Annotated in this window: 17 protein-coding genes and 1 tRNA gene; 9 read left to right on the top strand and 9 right to left on the bottom strand. The window is 58.1% G+C overall.

Going from position 1 to position 18,262, the window contains the following annotated elements; translation table 11 throughout:
* Positions 1 to 17 precede the first annotated feature (17 nt).
* Together ACPF7Z_RS00090 and ACPF7Z_RS00085 are read left to right on the top strand one after the other, a co-directional pair.
* A complete protein-coding gene (locus ACPF7Z_RS00090; protein ID WP_425191122.1) occupies positions 18 to 905 on the top strand; it encodes a branched-chain amino acid ABC transporter permease in 888 nt (295 codons plus the stop codon).
* A gap of 2 nt (positions 906 to 907) precedes the next feature.
* The gene (locus tag ACPF7Z_RS00085) at positions 908 to 1,891 is read left to right on the top strand and encodes a branched-chain amino acid ABC transporter permease (RefSeq protein ID WP_425191121.1); all 984 of its coding nucleotides are present in this window, start codon (positions 908 to 910) and stop codon (positions 1,889 to 1,891) included.
* A 68-nt stretch (positions 1,892 to 1,959) separates the two neighbouring features.
* Here the strand turns inward: ACPF7Z_RS00085 and ACPF7Z_RS00080 are convergent, their stop codons facing one another.
* Together ACPF7Z_RS00080 and ACPF7Z_RS00075 are read right to left on the bottom strand one after the other, a co-directional pair.
* Positions 1,960 to 2,181, bottom strand: a complete 222-nt coding sequence (locus ACPF7Z_RS00080) for a hypothetical protein (RefSeq protein ID WP_425191120.1) — start codon at positions 2,179 to 2,181, stop codon at positions 1,960 to 1,962.
* Positions 2,182 to 2,366: 185 nt separating this feature from the next.
* Entirely contained in the window at positions 2,367 to 3,113 is a 747-nt protein-coding gene (locus tag ACPF7Z_RS00075; protein WP_425191119.1) for a hypothetical protein, read from the bottom strand.
* A gap of 255 nt (positions 3,114 to 3,368) precedes the next feature.
* Between ACPF7Z_RS00075 and ACPF7Z_RS00070 the strand changes: the two genes are divergently transcribed.
* Complete coding sequence (locus ACPF7Z_RS00070; protein ID WP_425191118.1) at positions 3,369 to 3,851, top strand: pyridoxamine 5'-phosphate oxidase family protein; 483 nt, start codon at positions 3,369 to 3,371, stop codon at positions 3,849 to 3,851.
* A 96-nt stretch (positions 3,852 to 3,947) separates the two neighbouring features.
* Here the strand turns inward: ACPF7Z_RS00070 and ACPF7Z_RS00065 are convergent, their stop codons facing one another.
* The 3 genes from ACPF7Z_RS00065 to dgoD form a co-directional block, all read right to left on the bottom strand.
* Positions 3,948 to 4,826, bottom strand: coding sequence for an SMP-30/gluconolactonase/LRE family protein (locus ACPF7Z_RS00065; RefSeq protein ID WP_425191117.1), 879 nt, complete (start codon positions 4,824 to 4,826; stop codon positions 3,948 to 3,950).
* Positions 4,823 to 5,593, bottom strand: coding sequence for an SDR family NAD(P)-dependent oxidoreductase (locus ACPF7Z_RS00060; RefSeq protein ID WP_425191116.1), 771 nt, complete (start codon positions 5,591 to 5,593; stop codon positions 4,823 to 4,825). Before ACPF7Z_RS00060 ends, ACPF7Z_RS00065 begins: the two co-directional genes overlap by 4 nt.
* A gap of 156 nt (positions 5,594 to 5,749) precedes the next feature.
* Positions 5,750 to 6,898 (bottom strand): galactonate dehydratase, encoded by a 1,149-nt coding sequence (dgoD, locus tag ACPF7Z_RS00055; protein WP_425191115.1) that lies wholly within the window; start codon positions 6,896 to 6,898, stop codon positions 5,750 to 5,752.
* A 124-nt stretch (positions 6,899 to 7,022) separates the two neighbouring features.
* On the opposite strand from dgoD, the gene ACPF7Z_RS00050 reads away from it, so the two are divergent.
* The gene (locus ACPF7Z_RS00050) at positions 7,023 to 8,819 is read left to right on the top strand and encodes an ABC transporter ATP-binding protein (protein ID WP_425191114.1); all 1,797 of its coding nucleotides are present in this window, start codon (positions 7,023 to 7,025) and stop codon (positions 8,817 to 8,819) included.
* 85 nt (positions 8,820 to 8,904) lie between these two features.
* On the opposite strand, the gene ACPF7Z_RS00045 is transcribed toward ACPF7Z_RS00050, so the two are convergent.
* The 4 genes from ACPF7Z_RS00045 to ACPF7Z_RS00030 form a co-directional block, all read right to left on the bottom strand.
* On the bottom strand, positions 8,905 to 9,609 hold the full coding sequence (locus tag ACPF7Z_RS00045) for a PRC-barrel domain-containing protein (protein WP_425191113.1): 705 nt from the start codon (positions 9,607 to 9,609) through the stop codon (positions 8,905 to 8,907).
* A 109-nt stretch (positions 9,610 to 9,718) separates the two neighbouring features.
* Entirely contained in the window at positions 9,719 to 12,733 is a 3,015-nt protein-coding gene (locus tag ACPF7Z_RS00040; RefSeq protein ID WP_425191112.1) for a cellulose binding domain-containing protein, read from the bottom strand.
* Between the two features lie 117 nt (positions 12,734 to 12,850).
* Positions 12,851 to 13,627 carry a 4'-phosphopantetheinyl transferase family protein gene (locus ACPF7Z_RS00035; protein ID WP_425191111.1) on the bottom strand — a complete coding sequence of 259 codons (777 nt, stop codon included), beginning with the start codon at positions 13,625 to 13,627 and terminating at the stop codon, positions 12,851 to 12,853.
* Complete coding sequence (locus ACPF7Z_RS00030; RefSeq protein ID WP_425191110.1) at positions 13,605 to 14,219, bottom strand: hypothetical protein; 615 nt, start codon at positions 14,217 to 14,219, stop codon at positions 13,605 to 13,607. Before ACPF7Z_RS00030 ends, ACPF7Z_RS00035 begins: the two co-directional genes overlap by 23 nt.
* A gap of 102 nt (positions 14,220 to 14,321) precedes the next feature.
* Between ACPF7Z_RS00030 and ACPF7Z_RS00025 the strand changes: the two genes are divergently transcribed.
* The 5 genes from ACPF7Z_RS00025 (at position 14,322) to ACPF7Z_RS00005 (ending at position 18,156) form a co-directional block, all read left to right on the top strand.
* Positions 14,322 to 14,398 (top strand) — tRNA-Ile (locus ACPF7Z_RS00025).
* 97 nt (positions 14,399 to 14,495) lie between these two features.
* Positions 14,496 to 15,557, top strand: coding sequence for a tyrosine-type recombinase/integrase (locus ACPF7Z_RS00020; protein ID WP_425191109.1), 1,062 nt, complete (start codon positions 14,496 to 14,498; stop codon positions 15,555 to 15,557).
* A gap of 773 nt (positions 15,558 to 16,330) precedes the next feature.
* The gene (locus tag ACPF7Z_RS00015; protein WP_425191108.1) at positions 16,331 to 17,179 is read left to right on the top strand and encodes a helix-turn-helix domain-containing protein; all 849 of its coding nucleotides are present in this window, start codon (positions 16,331 to 16,333) and stop codon (positions 17,177 to 17,179) included.
* Positions 17,094 to 17,852, top strand: coding sequence for a replication protein P (locus ACPF7Z_RS00010; protein ID WP_425191107.1), 759 nt, complete (start codon positions 17,094 to 17,096; stop codon positions 17,850 to 17,852). Before ACPF7Z_RS00015 ends, ACPF7Z_RS00010 begins: the two co-directional genes overlap by 86 nt.
* A 94-nt stretch (positions 17,853 to 17,946) precedes the next feature.
* Positions 17,947 to 18,156: a hypothetical protein gene (locus ACPF7Z_RS00005; RefSeq protein ID WP_425191106.1), complete on the top strand. Its 210-nt coding sequence runs from the start codon at positions 17,947 to 17,949 to the stop codon at positions 18,154 to 18,156.
* Positions 18,157 to 18,262: the final 106 nt, after the last annotated feature.

Raw genomic sequence — 18,262 nt, 5'->3', positions numbered from 1 at the left:
GCTGAGGGTATGACACCATGACGACGATTTTCGGCATCCCGCTGATGGTGCTGTTCGGGCAACTGCTGCTGGGGCTGATCAATGGGGCCTTCTATGCCCTGTTGAGCCTGGGGCTGGCGGTGATCTTCGGCCTGCTCAAGGTCATCAACTTTGCCCATGGTGCCCAGTACATGCTGGGCGCTTTCGCCGCGCTGCTGGGGCTCGAGTACCTGGGGCTGGATTATTGGCTGGCGCTATTGATAGTGCCCCTGGTGGTCGGGGCGTTGGGCATCCTGATAGAGCGCTTTCTGCTGCGACGCATTCAGCATATCGATCATCTCTATGGGTTGCTGCTGACCTTCGGGCTGGCGCTGATCTTCGAGGGGACGCTGGTCAATCTGTTTGGCGTCTCGGGCAGCAGTTACCCGGTGCCTCCGGCACTGGCCGGTGGCTTCAACCTGGGCTTCATGTTCCTGCCTACCTATCGGGCCTGGGTGCTGGTGGCGGCGCTCGTGGTGTGTCTTTTTACCTGGTTCATGATCGAGCGTACCCGGCTGGGTGCCTATCTGCGCGCCGGCACGGAAAACCCCAAATTGATGCAGGCCTTTGGGGTCAACGTGCCCTTGCTGGTGACCCTGACCTACGGCTTCGGGGTGGCGCTGGCGGCCTTCGCCGGGGTGCTGGCGGCGCCGATCTATCCGGTCTCGCCGACCATGGGCTCGAGTCTTCTGATCGTGGTCTTCGCCGTGGTAGTGATCGGCGGCATGGGCTCGATCCTGGGGGCGATTCTGACCGGCCTGGCGATGGGGCTGATCGAGGGGCTGACCAAGGTGTTCTATCCCGAGGCCGCCAATACCGTGATCTTCCTGGTGATGATCGTGGTATTGCTGCTGCGCCCCGCAGGCCTGTTCGGCAAGGAGGCATGACCATGGCCATGAGTGATTCCCCCAGGGTGACCGCGGCAAGGCAGCGTTCGGCCCGGCGCCGCCTGGGCCTGCTGTATGTCGGATTGATCGTGCTGGGGCTGGTGGCGCCTTTCGTCGCCTATCCCGTGTTTTTAATGAAGATTCTCTGTTTCGCGCTGTTTGCCAGTGCCTTCAACCTGCTGCTCGGCTTTGCGGGGCTTCTCTCCTTCGGTCATGCCGCGTTCCTGGCCACCGGCGCCTACATCACGGGGTTCCTGCTTTCGACCTATCCGGGGCTGACCCCGGAGCTGGGTATCCTGATAGGCACACTGGGTTCGGCGGTATTGGGCATGCTGTTCGGCATTCTGGCGATTCGCCGCCAGGGTATCTACTTCGCCATGATCACGTTGGCCCTGGCGCAGATGATGTTCTTCTTTTTCATTCAGGCGCCGTTCACCGGGGGCGAGGATGGTCTGCACGGCGTGCCTCGCGGCAAGCTGTTCGGGCTGTTCAGCCTGCAGAGCAACCTGGCGCTGTACTACTTCGTGTTCGCTGTCTTCGTGCTGGGCTTTGCCCTGATCCAGCGCACCGTGCATTCTCCCTTCGGCCAGGTGCTCAAGGCGATCCGCGAGAACGAGCCCCGGGCGGTTTCACTGGGCTACGACACCGACACCTACAAGCTGGTGGCCTTCGTGATTTCGGCAGGGCTTGCCGGGTTGGCCGGTGCGACCAAGACCCTGGTCTTCCAACTGGCCTCTCTGGGGGATGCGCACTGGCACATGTCCGGGGAGGTGATCCTGATGACGTTGCTGGGCGGTGTCGGCACGCTGCTCGGGCCGTTGGTGGGGGCCAGTCTGGTGATCGGCCTGCAGCATCAGCTGTCGCAATCGCCGCTTGGCGACTGGGTCAGCGTGATTCTCGGGGCGATCTTCGTGCTCTGCGTGCTGAGCTTTCGCAGCGGCATCATCGGCGAGCTGCAGAAGCTGGTAAAACGCAACTTCAAGTGATGTCGCGGCTATCATGGAAAAGGCCTGCTCGAGCAGGCCTTTTTGCGTGGGGAGGGGGATGCCAGCGCTTATCCCTGTTCTTCCTCGGCCATCATCCGGATCAGTTCTTCCAGTTCCGCGACCTGCTGTTCCAGCGCTTCGACGCGAGACGTTCCGGACTTGGTGGCCTGTTCCGTCTGCTGGCTGATCTCGGCCATCTTCTGTTGGATGGCGACCGAGTCCATGGCCAAGGCCGAGCCGGTCAACAGGAGTGACGCGAGTAGAGAAGCGGTCAATATTGCGATCTTCATGGGACACCTCATAAGTAACGGTTTTTTATTGTGGTTCGCATCTCGATGCGATCACCACGTTGAGGCATTCCATCCTCCAGGCATACCTATCGATTTCTGCCTCGGGACCCTTCAATGCGTCCTGATAATTCGTCGGGCAATGGATTGAAACCTTACAGGCACCAGTCGATGAATGATCCAAAAGGTTAGCCGGTGGACGCGTCGGATTCGTTGGCCTTTTTGCTTTGGCGCGTGTCGACATCACGCCAGGTCGGGGAAGAGAGGTTCCGATCATTGATCTGCTTGATCCATCGGCGCACACGATAACGTTGCCAGCGCTTGATGAATTGGTGTGTGTCGGGGGATAAAGGATTGAGGGCGCAGTAATCGGTCTTGTGAATAAGCTTGATGCGTCGTTCGGCGGCGATCGGCAGATCCTCTGGACCGTAGAGGGCGATGAGGCGAATGGTTAGGCTGCGAAAATGTATATCGCCTTGAGGCCGGTGGCCCTGCATTTCAATACCGGCACCGCGCGCCAGTCGCTTGATCAGTCGATCGAAGGTGCCGATATGAATGAAATCATCCGCATCGAGCGGGCCTTGGTGGCTGTTTTGCGGGTCCAGGTCTGGAGCGCCGCTACTGCTCGCGGTTTCTTCTGACGAATTATCCGATGTATCGGTCTCGTAGCTGGTTACATCCTGAATGATAACGCCCTGGGAAGTATCGAGTTCGGCGATGACGTATTCGATGAACACCGGTTCGTCGCTCATGTTGCTGATGATACAGAGCGCCTCGGTATTCTTTTTCTTGCCGCTGTTGATGAGCAAGCGCGGGTGCCGGCGTCGACGCATTTCCATGAAAAGCGCTTGAGAGAAACCCAGCCAGATGATGATCGAGGCGAGGCCGGTGAAAATTCCCAAAATCTCCGAATGTTGTGATAACCAGCCGAACATGGTTTTTCCTGGGTCGTGGATCGAGGATCGAGGATGAGTAGCGGTTCATGGTATACGCAGTCGCGGCAAAGCGATTTATCTCGGAGCAAAGTCGTGGCGAGACTTCAGGCCACTATTCGACACTCGACGCCCGGAAGATTCGTTACTATCTTGAAATTACATGATTCTTGGCAACTGCGGGTGTGTTTGCGAAGCTCGCAGAGGCTTTGTTAGGGTGAATGTCGTTATTCGAATCAGACAAGGAGTTTGGTTGCTATGTCCAGTCCTGAGCATAAGCAAAAGATATGGAACATGATCAAAGACATCAAAGTTGGCATGCTGGTGACCGAGGATGGCGATATGCCCCGGGCCAGACCGATGCATTTGGTGCAGGATGAATACGACGGCACGCTGTGGTTCTTTACCAAGCGTAGTGCCGAAAAGGTCATTGAAGCGAAGACAGACAGCGCTGTCTGCTTGAGTTTCTCCGATCAGGAAGAGGGGATCTACGTGTCGCTCTCCGGTACGGCCAACCTGACCGATAATCGGGAATTGATCGACAAGTACTGGAATCCGTTCGTGGGCGCCTGGTTTCCGCAAGGCAAGGAAGACCCGGACGTCGCTCTCATGGAAATCAAGATTCAAATGGGTGAGCACTGGAAGGCCAAGGAAAGCAAGACCTTCCAGCTTTACGAGATCGCCAAGGCCAACATGACGGAGAAGACGCCGGATATGGGCGAGAACGAAAAATTCGGTTGAGATACTGACGCTTTATTGCCACTAATTTGTCACAACGTGAAAGGGTAAGTCGGCTGTTCGGCTTACCCTTTCTGTTTTCTTGGTGGACTTGAACATTCAGCTCAAGCGCAGTGGCGGTTCGACCAGTCCAGGGATCTTGAGCTCCAACATGAATAGATCGCCGGCCATGGGTTCTCGTTCGCGTTGGGTGGTGTCCATGCCTTCCCGGGCAGTGGTGATATAGAGCCGATCCAGATGCTCGCCGCCAAAGGCAGGGCAGGAAGGCTGGGCGGTCGGCAGACTGATCTCGTCGATGATGCTGGCGTCCCCCGCCAGGCGCACGACCTTGCCGGCCCCCCACAGTGCCAGCCACATCGCGCCTTCCCTATCGATGACCGCGCCATCCGGGTTGCCATCCTTTTCGGAAAAGTCGGCCCAGGGCGCCGGCTCGCCCTGGGGCCAGCCTTCGCTGTCCAGCGCCCAGCGGTAGACGATTCCGAATGCCGTATCGGCGAAATAGGCGCAGTCAGCCTGGGGCGAAAAGCAGAGCGCATTGGGGATGGTCAGGCCCGTGCGCAGCTTGACCAGTTCACCGAGATGTAGGCGATACAGGCTGCCGGCCCCGGCTTCCGCCGCCTTGCCCATGCTGGAAAGCCACAGGCTGCCGTGACGATCGATGCGACCATCGTTGGAGCGGGTGATGGGATTATCCGCCTCGAAGTCGAATAGGTGCTCGCGCCTCCCGGAAGCTGGATCGAAACGCTCGAGGGCGGTTTCACCCACCACCAGCACATCACCATCCGCCATCTGCGCGGCAAGGGAAATGCAGTAGCCGAAGTCAGTGTGGCCATGCTCGCCGCTTTCCGGCGCCAGCCAGTGCAGTCGCCCGCTCAAGATATCGCACCAGTAGAGCCGCCCGCTGGCGGCATGCCACTGCGGTCCTTCGCCTAGTTCGCAGCCGCAGGCCAGGGCTTGTTTGGCCTCATAGATACTCACGCCCGGCCTCCATCGATGACCAGCTCCTGGCCGGTCATCATCCTGGATGCCTGGGAGGCCAGAAAGAGACAGGGGCCGATCATGTCTTCCACCGCTATGGTTTCCTTCAGGCACTGCTGATCCAGGCACTCCTGCAGATCCTTGTCGTTGACCCACAGCTCGCGCTGGCGGTCGGTCATCACCCAGCCGGGGATCAGGCAATTGACGCGGATGTTGTCAGGCCCAAGCTCCCGGGCCAGGGCCCTGGTCATGCCCATGATGCCGGCCTTGGCGGTGACATAAGCAGGATAGCCGGCATTGCCGAGCAGATAGGAGTTCGAGGACAGGTTGATGATGGCGCCACCCCCGAGTTCGCGCATGCCCTGGGATACCGCCTGAGCGCTGAAGAATTGCGGGCGCAGGTTGGTGGCGATGGAGTCGTCCCACTCCTCGACACCCCACTCGTCCAGCGTGTGGCGAGTATCCCGGGCGGCGTTGTTGACCAGCACCTGAATCGGGCCGTGAGCCTTGCGGGCCTGGTCGATGGCCGTACGCAGTGCCTCGATGTCACGAATGTCGCAGCGGATGAACAGCGGGCGAATGCCGTGCTTCTGCTCCATCTCGTCGCAGAAGGGCGTGGCGTCCGAGAGGCCCACGAAGGCCACCCGCGCCCTCTGGGAGAGGAAGCCCTCGGTCAGGGCGGCGCCGATGCCCGAGCCACCCCCGGTGATGAAGACGCTCGCGCCTTTTAGATCCGGAAACTGCAGCGTTTCAAATGAAAATGCCATGGTTTGCCTACTCCTTTAGAAACTTTACCCACTCACGATCTCGCGAGTTAGAGCCAGACAAGGCAAATTCGGGCGAAGAGGCGGAGTTTACTTTAGTAAATGAGCATTCTGAGCCCAAATTTAACGATGTATGGCCGACACGTAGCAGATCGTGACTTACCATTCGGCGATAGAGCCGTCTTCATGCGTCCAAACCGGATTGCGCCAGCGATGCCCGACCTGGGCACGCTCCTCCACAAACGCCTCGTCGATCTCCACGCCGAGCCCCGGCCCCTGGGGAATGGCGCAGAAGCCTTTCTCGATGGCCAGCGCCGACTTGTCGACCAGATAGTCGAGCACGTCGTTGTCCTGATTGTAGTGAATACCCATGCTCTGCTCCTGGATGAAGGCGTTGTGACACACCGCATCCAATTGCAGCGACGCGGCCAGGGTCAGCGGGCCGAGCGGGCAGTGGGGTGCCAGGGCGACATCATGGGCCGAGGCCAGGGTGGCGATCTTCAATCCCTCGCTGATGCCGCCGCAATGAGAGAGATCGGGCTGGATGACGTCGACCATGCCTTCGGCGAGCAGGTCGCGGAACTGAAAGCGTGTGTGCAGGCGTTCGCCGGTGGCGATCGGGTAGCCCAGGCCGCCGGCGATCTGCTTGAGGCAGGGTAAGTGTTCCGGGGCCACCGGTTCCTCGACGAACATCGGGTGGAAGGGCTCGAGCTCGCGAAGCAACGCCTTGGCCATGGGGCGGTGCACACGGCCGTGAAAATCGATGCCGATACCGACATCCGGGCCCACCGCCTCGCGGGCCTCGGCGACCCGGGCCACGGCTTCGTCGACTTTCTTGTGGGAGTCGACGATGGCAAGCTCCGGAGTGCCGTTCATCTTGAAGGCGGTGAAGCCCTGATCGACCAGCGCCTTGGCGCCGGCGCCCACATCAGAGGGGCGATCGCCGCCGGTCCAGGCATACATGCGCATCCTGTCCCGTACCGCGCCGCCCAGCAGCTGGTGCACGGGCACACCGAGATCGCGGCCCTTGAGATCCCACAGGGCCTGGTCGATACCGGCGATGGCGGACATCAGGATCGGGCCGCCGCGATAAAAGCCAGCGCGATACAGGGTATTCCACAGGTGTTCGATGCGGTGCGGGTCCTGGCCGACCAGGTAATCCGCCAGTTCGTGCACCGCGGCCTCGACGGTATTGGCGCGCCCCTCGATGACCGGCTCGCCCCAGCCATAGCAGCCGCTGTCGGTCTCGATCTTCAGGAACAGCCAGCGCGGCGGTACCTGCCAGGTTTTGAGTCGGGTGATCTTCATGAAGGCCCTCCAATGACGATGGATGAAAGTAGGCCAGCTTACAGCAGGCATCGGCGGGCTGTCGTGTTGGGCATCGTGAAGGTTTCCGCTATCCTTGAGTGCTTTCCGATACAGGGCCTCGCCGATGACTACCACCAGTTTCCAGGCCTTGGGACGCTTGTTGCGCTATGCCCGGGGCTATCGACCCCGGATCATCGCGGCAACGATCTGTTCCATCATCAACAAGCTGTTCGATATCGCCCCGGAGATTTTGATCGGGGTGGCCATCGACGTGGTGGTCAACCAGGAAGAGAGTTTCGTTGCGGCCCTGGGCTTCACCTCGGCCCGGGAGCAGATCCTGGCGCTGGGGGTGCTGACCTTCTTCATCTGGGCCGGCGAGTCGCTGTTCGAGTATCTCTATCAGATCCTCTGGCGCAACCTGGCCCAGCGGTTGCAGGCCGACCTGCGCCAGGACGCCTACGAGCACGTGCAGCGCCTGGACATGGGCTTCTTCGAATCGCGCAGCTCGGGCCAACTGGTGGCGACCATGAACGACGACGTCAACCAGCTCGAGCGTTTCCTGGATGGCGGCGCCAACGCGATGATCCAGGTCGGCGTGACGGTGGTCGCGGTAGGGGCGGTGTTCTTCGTGATCTCGCCGCTGATCGCCCTGCTGGCCTTCACCCCGATTCCGCTGATCATCTGGGGCGCCTTCTATTTCCAGCGCAAGGCCGGGCCACTCTACAACGCGGTGCGCGAGCGGGTGGGGGAGCTTTCCAGTCGGCTCTCCAACAACCTGAGTGGCATCGCCACCATCAAGAGCTTCACCGCGGAAGCCCGCGAGGCCGAGCGGCTGCGCCATGCCAGCGAGGCGTATGTCGAAGCCAATCGCCGGGCGATCCGCATCAGTTCGGCCTTCATTCCGGTGATTCGCATGGCCATTCTGGCCGGCTTCCTGGCAACTTTCACGGTGGGCGGCATGCAGGCCTTGCAGGGTGATCTGAACGTGGGGGCCTACGGGGTGCTGGTGTTCCTGACCCAGCGCCTGTTGTGGCCGCTGACCGGCCTGGCCCAGGTCATCGACCTGTTCGAACGCGCCATGGCCAGCACGCGCCGCATCCTCGATCTGCTCGGCGTGCCCATCCGGGTCAAGGACGAGAGCGACACACCCCTGACCGACCCCGTGCGCGGCGAGGTCACCTTCGAAGGCATTGGTTTCCGCTATGCCGACACCGGCGGTGGCGTCGAGGCGATCGACCTGCAGGTGCCTGCGGGGCATACCCTGGCCCTGGTGGGCGCCACGGGGTCGGGCAAGTCGACGCTGATCAAGCTGCTGCTGCGCTTCTACGATCCCGACCAGGGCCAGGTGCGGATCGATGGACAGCCCATCGACGCGGTCAGCCTCGCATCCCTGCGGCGTGCCATCGGCCTGGTCAGCCAGGATGTCTACCTGTTCGAGGGCTCGATCCGCGACAACATCGCCTACGCCCGACCCGAGGCGACCCCGGAAGAGATTATCGAGGCGGCGCGTACCGCCGAGGCCTGGGAGTTCATTCGCACCTTGCCGCTGGGGCTCGACACGCCGGTGGGCGAGCGCGGGGTAAGGCTTTCCGGCGGCCAGCGTCAGCGCTTGTCCCTGGCCCGGGCGCTGCTCAAGAACTCCCCCATCCTGGTGCTGGACGAGGCCACCAGCGCCGTGGACAACGAGACCGAAGCGGCCATACAGCGCTCTCTGCGGCGCATCGCCCACGATCGCACGGTGATCATGATCGCCCACCGGCTGTCCACCATCGTGCATGCCGATCAAATTGCCGTGATTCATCAGGGGCGGGTCGTGGAGCGGGGTACCCATGCCCAGTTGCTGGATAACCAGGGCTACTATGCTATGCAGTGGCAGGTGCAAACGGGGCAGGCCAGGGCCGAAGACGTCCCGCTGGCGTGAGATTGCGCTAGGCAAGAGCGCTAGCCGGAATCAAAAATGCCCGGTCGAGGACCGGGCATGAGAGAGGAAACGCGATGAAATCGAATCAGTTGTTGGTTTCCTGATCGATTTCCTCACCGGCTTGCTCGGCCTTGTCACCGGCGGCGTCGGTCGCCTGCTGAGTCTCATTGACGACCTCGTCACCCGCCTGCTCAGCCTTGTTGCCGGCAGATTCCGCCGCCTGCTCGGTTTCGTTTGCAGCGTTCTCGGCCGCCTGCTCGGTTTCGTTACCGGCTTCGCTCAATGCATCGCCGGCGCTATTGAGTACGTTAGCCGTGGCCGCCTTGGTGCTTTCCCAAGCGCTGGCCGCGGTCTTCTTGGTCTCTTCCCAGGCATCCACGGCCTTTTTCTGAGTGTCGGCCCACCAGTCATCGGTGTATTCGGGTTGTTGCGCGATCTCGTCCTCGGTCATTTCGACGGTGACCTTGTACTCCACCTCGTCCTTGTCGTCGCCGTTCATGGTCTCGACGGTGAACTTGCCGGTTTCGACGATGTGTTGCTTCTGACCAAAGTCGAGAAACTCGCTGGTATCGATGACCAGTGAATGCACCTGCATGTTTTCATCGAGCAGGACGTCTTCTACCTCACCGACGGGTTTGTCGGCATTTTGGCTGGTGAATACCTCGGCGTCGGTCAGTTCATCGGCGGAGTAGAGCCCCTGAGGTTGTGCAAGTGCGGTTCCACCAAACGTGAGTCCCCCTGCGATGAGAGCCGTTGTGAGCGCGTGATTAAGCGGTGTGCGCAAGGTCATGATGTCGCTCCTTATAAAATCCATTTTAGTTATGGGGTATTCGGCAATGACGATCTGCCGCTTCACTTCCCTCTTTAACTATTGGTGGAGATTGCGCGGATTTCAACCGCTAGAGCAGAAAGTCATTGATCTGCAAGGTATCGACACCCACGAATTGGACCGATAGATCGGCAATGCCGTCACCGTTGACGTCGCCGCTGAGCGTGCCGTTGGCGAAGCGTAATTCACCGCCGTCACCACTGAACCCTTCATCGCCGAGCCAGACAAAGGCCTGATTGCCTTTGAGGGCGAGATTGGCATCGATGGCCGAACAATCGATCAGGTCGTCTTGGCTGTGACGGAAGTCGCCAATCGTATCGATGGCCAGAGGACTGGACTCGAAAGTCGACGTGAAGGCGAAGATATCGGCGCCGGCACCACCCTTGAGATAGTCGGCCCCCAGACCGCCTTCCAGATAGTCGTTGCCGCCGCGCCCATATAGCTTGTCATCGCCGCTCAGGCCGTACAGGGATTCGTCGCCATCGTGACCCAGCAAGAGATCGTTGCTGGGTTCCAGGGCCAATACGACATCATTCTCGATGGCTTCTCGCGAACCGCTGGCCAGTACATTGTTGGGTAGCGTCTGTTCCGTGTCGTAGCGTTTGTAACTGAAGCGCCAACTCTCCCCCGGCGCCAGGGTCGTATCGGCGTCATCCTGAAGGCTGTAGCGACCAGCGTCATATTGGGCCTTGGCATTCCACAGTGTGTCGATGCGACCCGGCAGGTCGAAGCTGATGGCGACATCGTCGATCTGCGATTCCGAGACGTTCGTAACCACCACCTCGGCGATATGGCCACCGTTCCAGGCCTTCTTGATGCTGCTCTCCACGCTGAGTAGCGACGCGACATCGGGGGCGCTACCGGCGTAGAGCCCCGAGAGATCCATGTCCACCGTCTGCCCCGCGAGGGTCAACCCCTCCGGCAGGGCGCTTTCAGGCGCGTAGGCCTTGAAGGAAAAGCGCTGAGTGGCGCCCACGCCGAACTCGGCGCTATCGTCTAGCGCAATGCGATACACATCACCCTGGCGCGCTACAAGCGTCGCGCCATAAAACCGGGTGATGTCCGCCGCCAGGGTGAACTCCACCAGTGGGCGCTCGAGAGTCTCCTCGAGTTGATTGGTAATTTCGACGGCCAACACATAACCACTGCTCCAGCGACTCACGCTACTTAGTGCTGCCGAACAGCGAACCGGCTCCGGAGTGGCGACCAGCTCGGGCAGGGCATTGTGAGCATCTGCGAGCACCTGATCGGCGCCGGGGATGGTGGGGCGCTCGCCTTGGGTGGCGATGCCGGTGGCAATATCCAGGACGATGCCATCGCTGAAGATGGCCTGCTCGACATCGATCAGCGTGTCGCGGCCGATGCCTTCGACGACCAGACGGTCATTGTCATAATGTACGTTGCTTTCGAGGAAGGGATGATCGAACAACACCGTATCAAACCCCTCGCCGCCGTCGATAAAATCATTGCCCCATCCTTCGCCTCCGCGCAAGAGATCATTGCCCTTGCCGCCGGTCAGGCTATCGTGACCTTCCGCGCCGTCCAGGTAGACGCCATTGTCCGTGCCTTGAATCACATCGTCGCGCCGTGAGCCGATCACATAATCGAAGCGAACTTCGTTCGCCTCGGCATCGGTGGGTGCCCCGAAGAACTCGCCGCCATCATTGATCCACAGGGTGGGCGACTTGACGTCGGTGGCCGCCTCACGAATCGACCTTTCGACATGCACGCTGTTGTCATGATCTTGGCCACCGTGGAAGTTGATATCCCGGTCGGTGTGATTGATGTTGACGCTATTGCCGACCGAGGAGTGCCAGGAGGCGAAAACCAAGCTGTGGCGCATGCCGGAATCGCTCAGGTCGGTGAAGGTGCCGTCGAAACTCTCGCGCAGTTCGTAGGCATAGCCATTGCCGCCACCCCCCTTGTTGAAGGCGCCTTGGGCGATGAGGTCATGCGCCTCGAGGTCGAGCGAGAGCGCTAGCTCGAAGGCAGTGGAGGGGCCATTGACGACCTGGATGTCATAGAGGCGGCCGTCTACCGTGCCGTTGAATTCGACGGCATGGTAGCTATCCAGCTCGGGAATGACGTTGCTGAAGTTGCCGCTGTCCGGGGTGCCGTAGATGTTGTCGAGAGTATAGTTTACCGAGAAGCCACCCAGGGTCACGTTTTCCAGCGCTTCGAGGCGTTCGACCCGGGTGTCGCCGGCCGCGAAATCGAAGTGCACGCCACGATCAAGGGTCACGCTGTCGCCCTTGACGCTTACCACCTGGGCCATGCTGGTGCGCAACGGAGCCTCCATGTTGCGCCAGTGGGTATCGCCGATGGCATCGAGGTAGTCGGAGGTGTTGTCCTGCCACAAACGGATCGTGTCGCCAACACCGAGACCATGGTCCGAGGTCAGGGTAAGCACCTTGTCGTGCTCGTCCACACTGCTCCGTAGATGTCCGGCGGCACTGGCCTGGGTACCCTCGGCGATAATGCCGTGGGCAGGATTCGTGGCTAGCGCCTGTTTGCTGAAGGTGACGTGCGTCTTGTCGGAGCCGGCACCGGTCAGCGATACATCCGAGCGGGTAATGCGGATGGCATCGTCAAAGTGATACTCGCCGGCGGCCAGATGAATGCTGGCATTCTCCGGTGCCAGGTAGATCAAGGCGTTGAGAATGTCGGCATCGATGTCTGGACCCACGGTGATGGCGTTGTCGACGAAGGGGTAGTCGTCGCCCAGCAGCATTTTTTCGGGCATCTGCGCCTCGCGCAGCGCCTGTGCCCCGTCGCTAAGCTCGGCCTGCTGACCATTGACCTTGAAGGCGAAGGGCAACTCGCCGCTGTCGCTGAGTACCTTGAACTTGAGGCGTACCGTCTCCCCGGGAGTGAGATCGTTCTTGTCGTCATCATCGGCAATGACATAGCCCGCCTGCGTTTTAGAGACAATATCGGCATTCCAGATATCGCTGATGACGCCTTCCAAATCGAACGCTATCTGATAGTCGTGCAGGGTACGGGGGCCGTCGTTAGTGACAAACAGTTCGAGGATGTAGCCGCCGTTCCACTGGCTGGCAAGGGTGTAATCGATCAAGGAAGACATCGGCACTACCTGAATGTAAAGGCGGACAAAGCCGGCGCCACACATAAAGGGAGTCAGCGCCAACACTCAGGAGCTATCGGCGGAATTGAAGGAGTCTTAAGTAATAATTGGTATTTTTTATTGCCTGATTGTGTCTCTGTTTTCTTGCGCTGCGGGCAGAGCTACCAGACTCAGCATATATGCTTCATAACATGCGTATTGGCCCTGTAGCCGAGTGCCGGCGGGCCAGGCAGGGGAGAGCGTCTTGAGCAACATAAGGCGTGCCTGTTGCGACTCATTGCACCAATCGATCAATTCGGCGTCCTGAAAATAGAATCGTGCGCCCACCAGCGGGAACAGTGCCTTGAACAGGCTCTCCTTGAGGGAAAACACCTGAGTGACGAATGCGCCGCGCTGCTCGACGGGCAACGAGGTCAGCCACTTACGTTCATTGGGGGTCAGTATTTGCGGAGCCAGACGCTCGCCGCGCTGGAGGCTCATGATGGCTTCCGCATCCAGCCCGATGCCTCGGTAATGACTGGTTGGAGCCACAAGAGCCGCGGCCAGGGTGCCGCTGTGGGTGATCGACCCGGCCAGACCCTGGGGCCATCGCGGCGCCTTGCTCTCCGTGATGCCCGGTACGCAGGGCGAGCCGGTCAGTCGTCGGGACGCTTCCCTAACGCACAGCCGCCCGGCGAGGAATTCTGCCCGGCGTTTGGGAGCGGCCCGCTGAACGGAGGAAGGCGCACCGATGCCATGGGTGGCAAAATCCTCCTCCGCCAAGCGCTGTCGATCGAAGTGCAGCGCCATCCACTGAGCCATTGCCAACGGCTCGCGCCAAGGCCAGCGATCATCCAGCGCACTGCAACCGTCGGGTAGAGGTGTCATGGCCTCAGCGATCGACGAGGGTGGCATCGAGTTCCACCGGTACCTCGTCGCCGATCTCTTCATAGCCGAGCAACAGAAGAATCGAGCGCACGGTCTGGTTGTTCATCAGCTCGCGCCCATCCAGGGCGACCCGCTCGGCGTTGCGCACGCGAATGGTGTCGTCGCTTTCACGGGTAAATCGCGCCTTGAGAGGTTCCTGACGATTTTGACCGTCCGCTTGTACGCCGAGCATCAGGGTCTCGGTCATGGATTCCCCCACGGCCAGTGCGTCGAGCCGCTCCGGCGGCAACTGAGTGACTACCGTGGCAAGCGTGGTATCCGCTACCCCTGAAAGCCAAGGCGGCAACTTGCCCAGGCGGTCCATGATATCGGTCTGGCGTAGGCGCAGCGGTAGCGTCAAGGTGCCATCTTTACTCACATTGCCCTGTAATTGGCGTACCGCGTGATTATGCGGCACCGGGCCGTTAGGCGTGATCTCGACGATCGTCGCTTGCACGCTGGATTGTTCCGGTGCGAGCTGCCAATCCGCGTGAGCGGGCAGTGCCGTAAACAGCGCCATGCTCGCGATCAGGGCGGTGAGGCTACGTGTTTGAGATTGCAACACAGGATGAAAGCGCATCGATGCGGGCACTCCGTGGTCGTTAGTAACAGATGATTGGACAATGGGAAAACGCCTCTGGTCTCATCCATCGCCATTCGCTATCATACGCGACCATCATAAGGGCCTATAGCTCAGTTGGTTAGAGCAGGGGACTCATAATCCCTTGGTCGCAGGTTCGAGTCCTGCTGGGCCCACCATTAAAATCAAGCGCTTAGTAATTTCCTCTGGTGAGTCCCATGTTCCAAGGGTACAGTTTCGGTACAGTGCCGATCCTTCAGCCCCCTGGAGATTTTCATGGCCACCATCGTCAAGACCCCCTCTGGTAGCTGGAAAGCCGTCATCCGCAAGACCGGCTGGCCCACCACCGCCAAGACCTTTCGTACCAAACGTGACGCTCAGGACTGGAGCCGCCGCACCGAAGATGAAATGGTGCGTGGTGTCTATATCCAGCGTAGTGCCTCCGAACGCATGTCTTTGGAAGCGGCGCTCAAGCGTTACCTGGCCGATATTACTCCCACCAAGAAGCCCAGCACCCAGAAAAGCGAACGCCACAAAGCCACTACGCTCATCGAGCACTTGGGTAAGTACTCCCTCGCGGCTCTGACGCCGGAACTGATCGCCAACTACCGCGATACGCGGCTGAACAGCCTGGGGCACCGGGGCCAGCCCATTAGTCCCAATACCGTGCGCCTGGAACTCGCCCTGCTTGGCCACCTCTACACCGTGGCTATCCAGGAATGGGGCTTGGGCCTGACTTACAATCCCGTTCAGAACATTCGCAAGCCCAGCCCTGGGGAGGGACGCGACCGGCGCCTGAGCCCCGACGAAGAAAAGCGCCTGTTTACCGTACTTCGTCAGCACAGCAATCCCATGCTGGCCTGGATCGCCAGAATCGCTCTGGAGACGGGCATGCGCTCGTCGGAGATCCTAACCCTCACCCGTTCGCAGGTTGACGTGAAACGCCGCGTGGTGCGCCTCACCGACACCAAGAACAATGAAGCCCGCCTGGTGCCGCTGACCCAGGCCGCCACCGAAGTGTTCAAGCAGGCGCTGAATAACCCGGTGCGGCCGCTCGACTGTGACCTGGTGTTCTTCGGTGAGCCTGGCCGAGGCGGCAAGCGTGGCCCCTACGCCTATACCAAGCTCTGGAACCAGGCGAAGAAGAAGGCTGGGCTTGATGACTTCCGCTTTCACGATCTACGCCATGAAGCCGTTAGCCGGCTGGTAGAGGCCGGGCTGTCTGACCAGGAGGTCGCTGCGATCAGTGGTCATAAGTCCATGCAGATGCTGCGACGGTATACGCATTTGCGGGCAGAAGATCTTGTCTCGAAGCTAGACCGAATTCAAAGCTACTAGCCAAACCATCTCGGATGTAAAGCTGTGGTAGTAATAGTAATGTTATTACTATTACTACCACTGAATAGCCAATCTCCCTTCATCTCCTGCCCAAAGCTAACCCATGTTATGCCAGCGATGTGTGGCGGGCATGCTTCATATCATATTCTGTATCATATTTCGTACCGTATTCTGTATTGTATTAAATGCTCAATACGAAATAGTCGCCTGGGCATGCCGTAAGAGAAAGCCAGGGGTGCCTGCAAGAGTTAGCCTGAGCGAGATGGTGGGGCCTAGAAGGATTATAATAATAAGAATAGTGTTCTTATTATTCTTATTGTGAGCCGCTTATCTGAGCCTGTAGGCGGCCGTGTTAAAAAATATTGTGTATTTTTGTTAACTTACAAGGCTTTGAGATAATTTAGATTTTGGAGTTTTTGTGTAAGTCAGATGATCAAAGTGATATATATTGATGATCAATGTGTATTATATTGATTGACCTCAAAATTTGGCATGGTTGAGCTTTATCTTAAATTAGCTAGTATAAATTCCGTCAACGTTCGATTGATGGTGCTAGCTATGACTGTAGATGATTACCTTATTGGCCGATTCGGCCTTCTAATGAGCATATCTGACCTAGCGGACCTGCTCGATCGCTCTCCAGATGGCGTGCGTGTCTCTTTATATAGCGATACTGAGGTGTCGAGAAAGCTGAAGCCGACAATGGTAAAGGTAGGGCGTCGAGTCTACTTTCGGACTCTTCAGGTAAAGGATGCGTTGGGCTTGGAAAGCTGATGAGCGTGCAAGCAATAGCCTGGGCTCTACATCAGCAAATTGTGAAAGACCCCGGTGCGCGTCATGTACTCATTGGCTTGGCTAATCATGCCGACGAAATAGGTCGCTACGCTTTTCCAAGCATCGAGCTGTTATCTAAATATACAGGCCTTAAGCGTCGAACTGTTCAAGAAAAAATTAAGTTACTAAAGGAGTTGGGTGTAATAAAGAAAGGGAATCAGAGGGTGGCAGCGGCAATTATTGACCGCGCTGATCGTAGGCCAGTGGTATATGACCTCAGAATGGATGTTGGTTCTAATCAAGGCGTTGTCGATTCTGAAAAGAAAGCGAGCAGTGAGGAGCAACGGGATGCGAAATCTGCACCCCGTCTGTCACGGGGGGCAAATACTGCACCCCGCCACTGCCACGGGGCGCAGATTACGGTGGAACGGGGTGCAAGATCTGCACCCGAACCGTCCTTAACCGTCACTAACTCACACACATACGTAGATGAACAGAGCGAGAGGCATCCTAAGCAGTACCGAATGACCTATGCATGGGAACCCGATAACGATGTCTTCAGGTTCGCATGTAAACGGAGAGGCATGCCTGATCATATTTACCCTAGCCAAGCTGAGGTAGCTGACTTTATTGGATTTTATTCGGAAACAGATCGGAAGTTCACTGAACAGGGCTGGCATGACCGGTTAGCACGTTGGGTTTATGAAAACCAAACGTCTCGGAAAGGAACTGAGGAGAGGTCCTCGAGACCTTGGGGGAAAGATGGCGATGAAAGTTACTATGGAAAATCTTCATCACGTCGTGTCTCAGCTGCCGAAGCGCGAGAACGAAGCCGGAGATATTCATAACTGGAAAGCTGAATCCGAATTTAGTGTCAATGCGCAAGGAGTGAATGAAAGCGACATTGATGCACTATTCGACGCCCTTAAGAACCTCTACGGTAATAAGTTTGTTAGTCAATGGGGTTTGTTTGATGAGCAGGGGGTGTGGCTTGCTGAATTGGCACATTTAAATGTCATGCAGCTAAATATTGGCTATTGCCGTTGTAAGGAGAGGCTTAAAGATTTTGTTAGAGAAGGTAAGGACGCTTGGCCGCCACAACCTGCAGAATTCGCTGTTTTATGCGAGCTAAGGCCAGAGGATTTAGGCATGCCAACTATGGAAGAAGCTTGGGCGGAAGTATGTGAAAAGGCTCACTCTCCTAGTAATCATTTGTGGAGCCATGTCGTTGTCCGTCTTGCTGCTAGAAAAGTAACGTGGGCTATTATGCACACTTCTTTTGACGAAATAGGCAGGGTTCGCGATCGGTTCAGTCAGGAATACCTTGCACTGGTTAACCGTGTGATGAGCGGGCAGCAATTATCTGATCAGGCATTGCTGGGCAAAGACAATGAACTTACTCCGGTCCAAAGGGCTGTGAAACGGGGAGAGGAACGAGCTCTGATGCTAGCAAAGAGCTTGGGTTGCAAAAAGGTTAAAGGCGCTGCGCTGAGCGAAATAAGGAAATTGTTGTCGCACTGATGAATACGCTCTGCTCAGTGATTTAAAAAGGAAGGTCATGGGGTTAGTTGTGGGTGTGTCTAATTGATGAAAAATTTTCTTATGGGAATCTAGGATGGCGAAAAATAATTTTGCTGCGCCTAATTATATCGATAGTGGTTTATCACGGCTTTATCGAACGCATGCAGTAGAACTGCAAGCGATGCAGAGTGAGATTAAAACCTTGGTAATTATTGCCGGTTACGCTCGCGATTCTATAACTGAAGGGCTGGAGGATCTTCCTGAAGAATTTTTCATATGCATTGAGGAGATCCTGAATCCGTGAGACCGGCCCCCAGGAATGCTTCTAACCTACTGAACTGCATGGCAATATAGCGAATATCGCCATTCACCCAGACAGTGCCATGCCCAACGTCAAGTTCCGCGCCAGT

The sequence above is a fragment of the Halomonas sp. GXIMD04776 genome, assembly GCF_049808615.1.
Lineage (GTDB): Bacteria > Pseudomonadota > Gammaproteobacteria > Pseudomonadales > Halomonadaceae > Modicisalibacter.
Note: the sequence above shows the minus strand (reverse complement) of the source record. Positions and strands in the feature narration are given on the sequence as shown.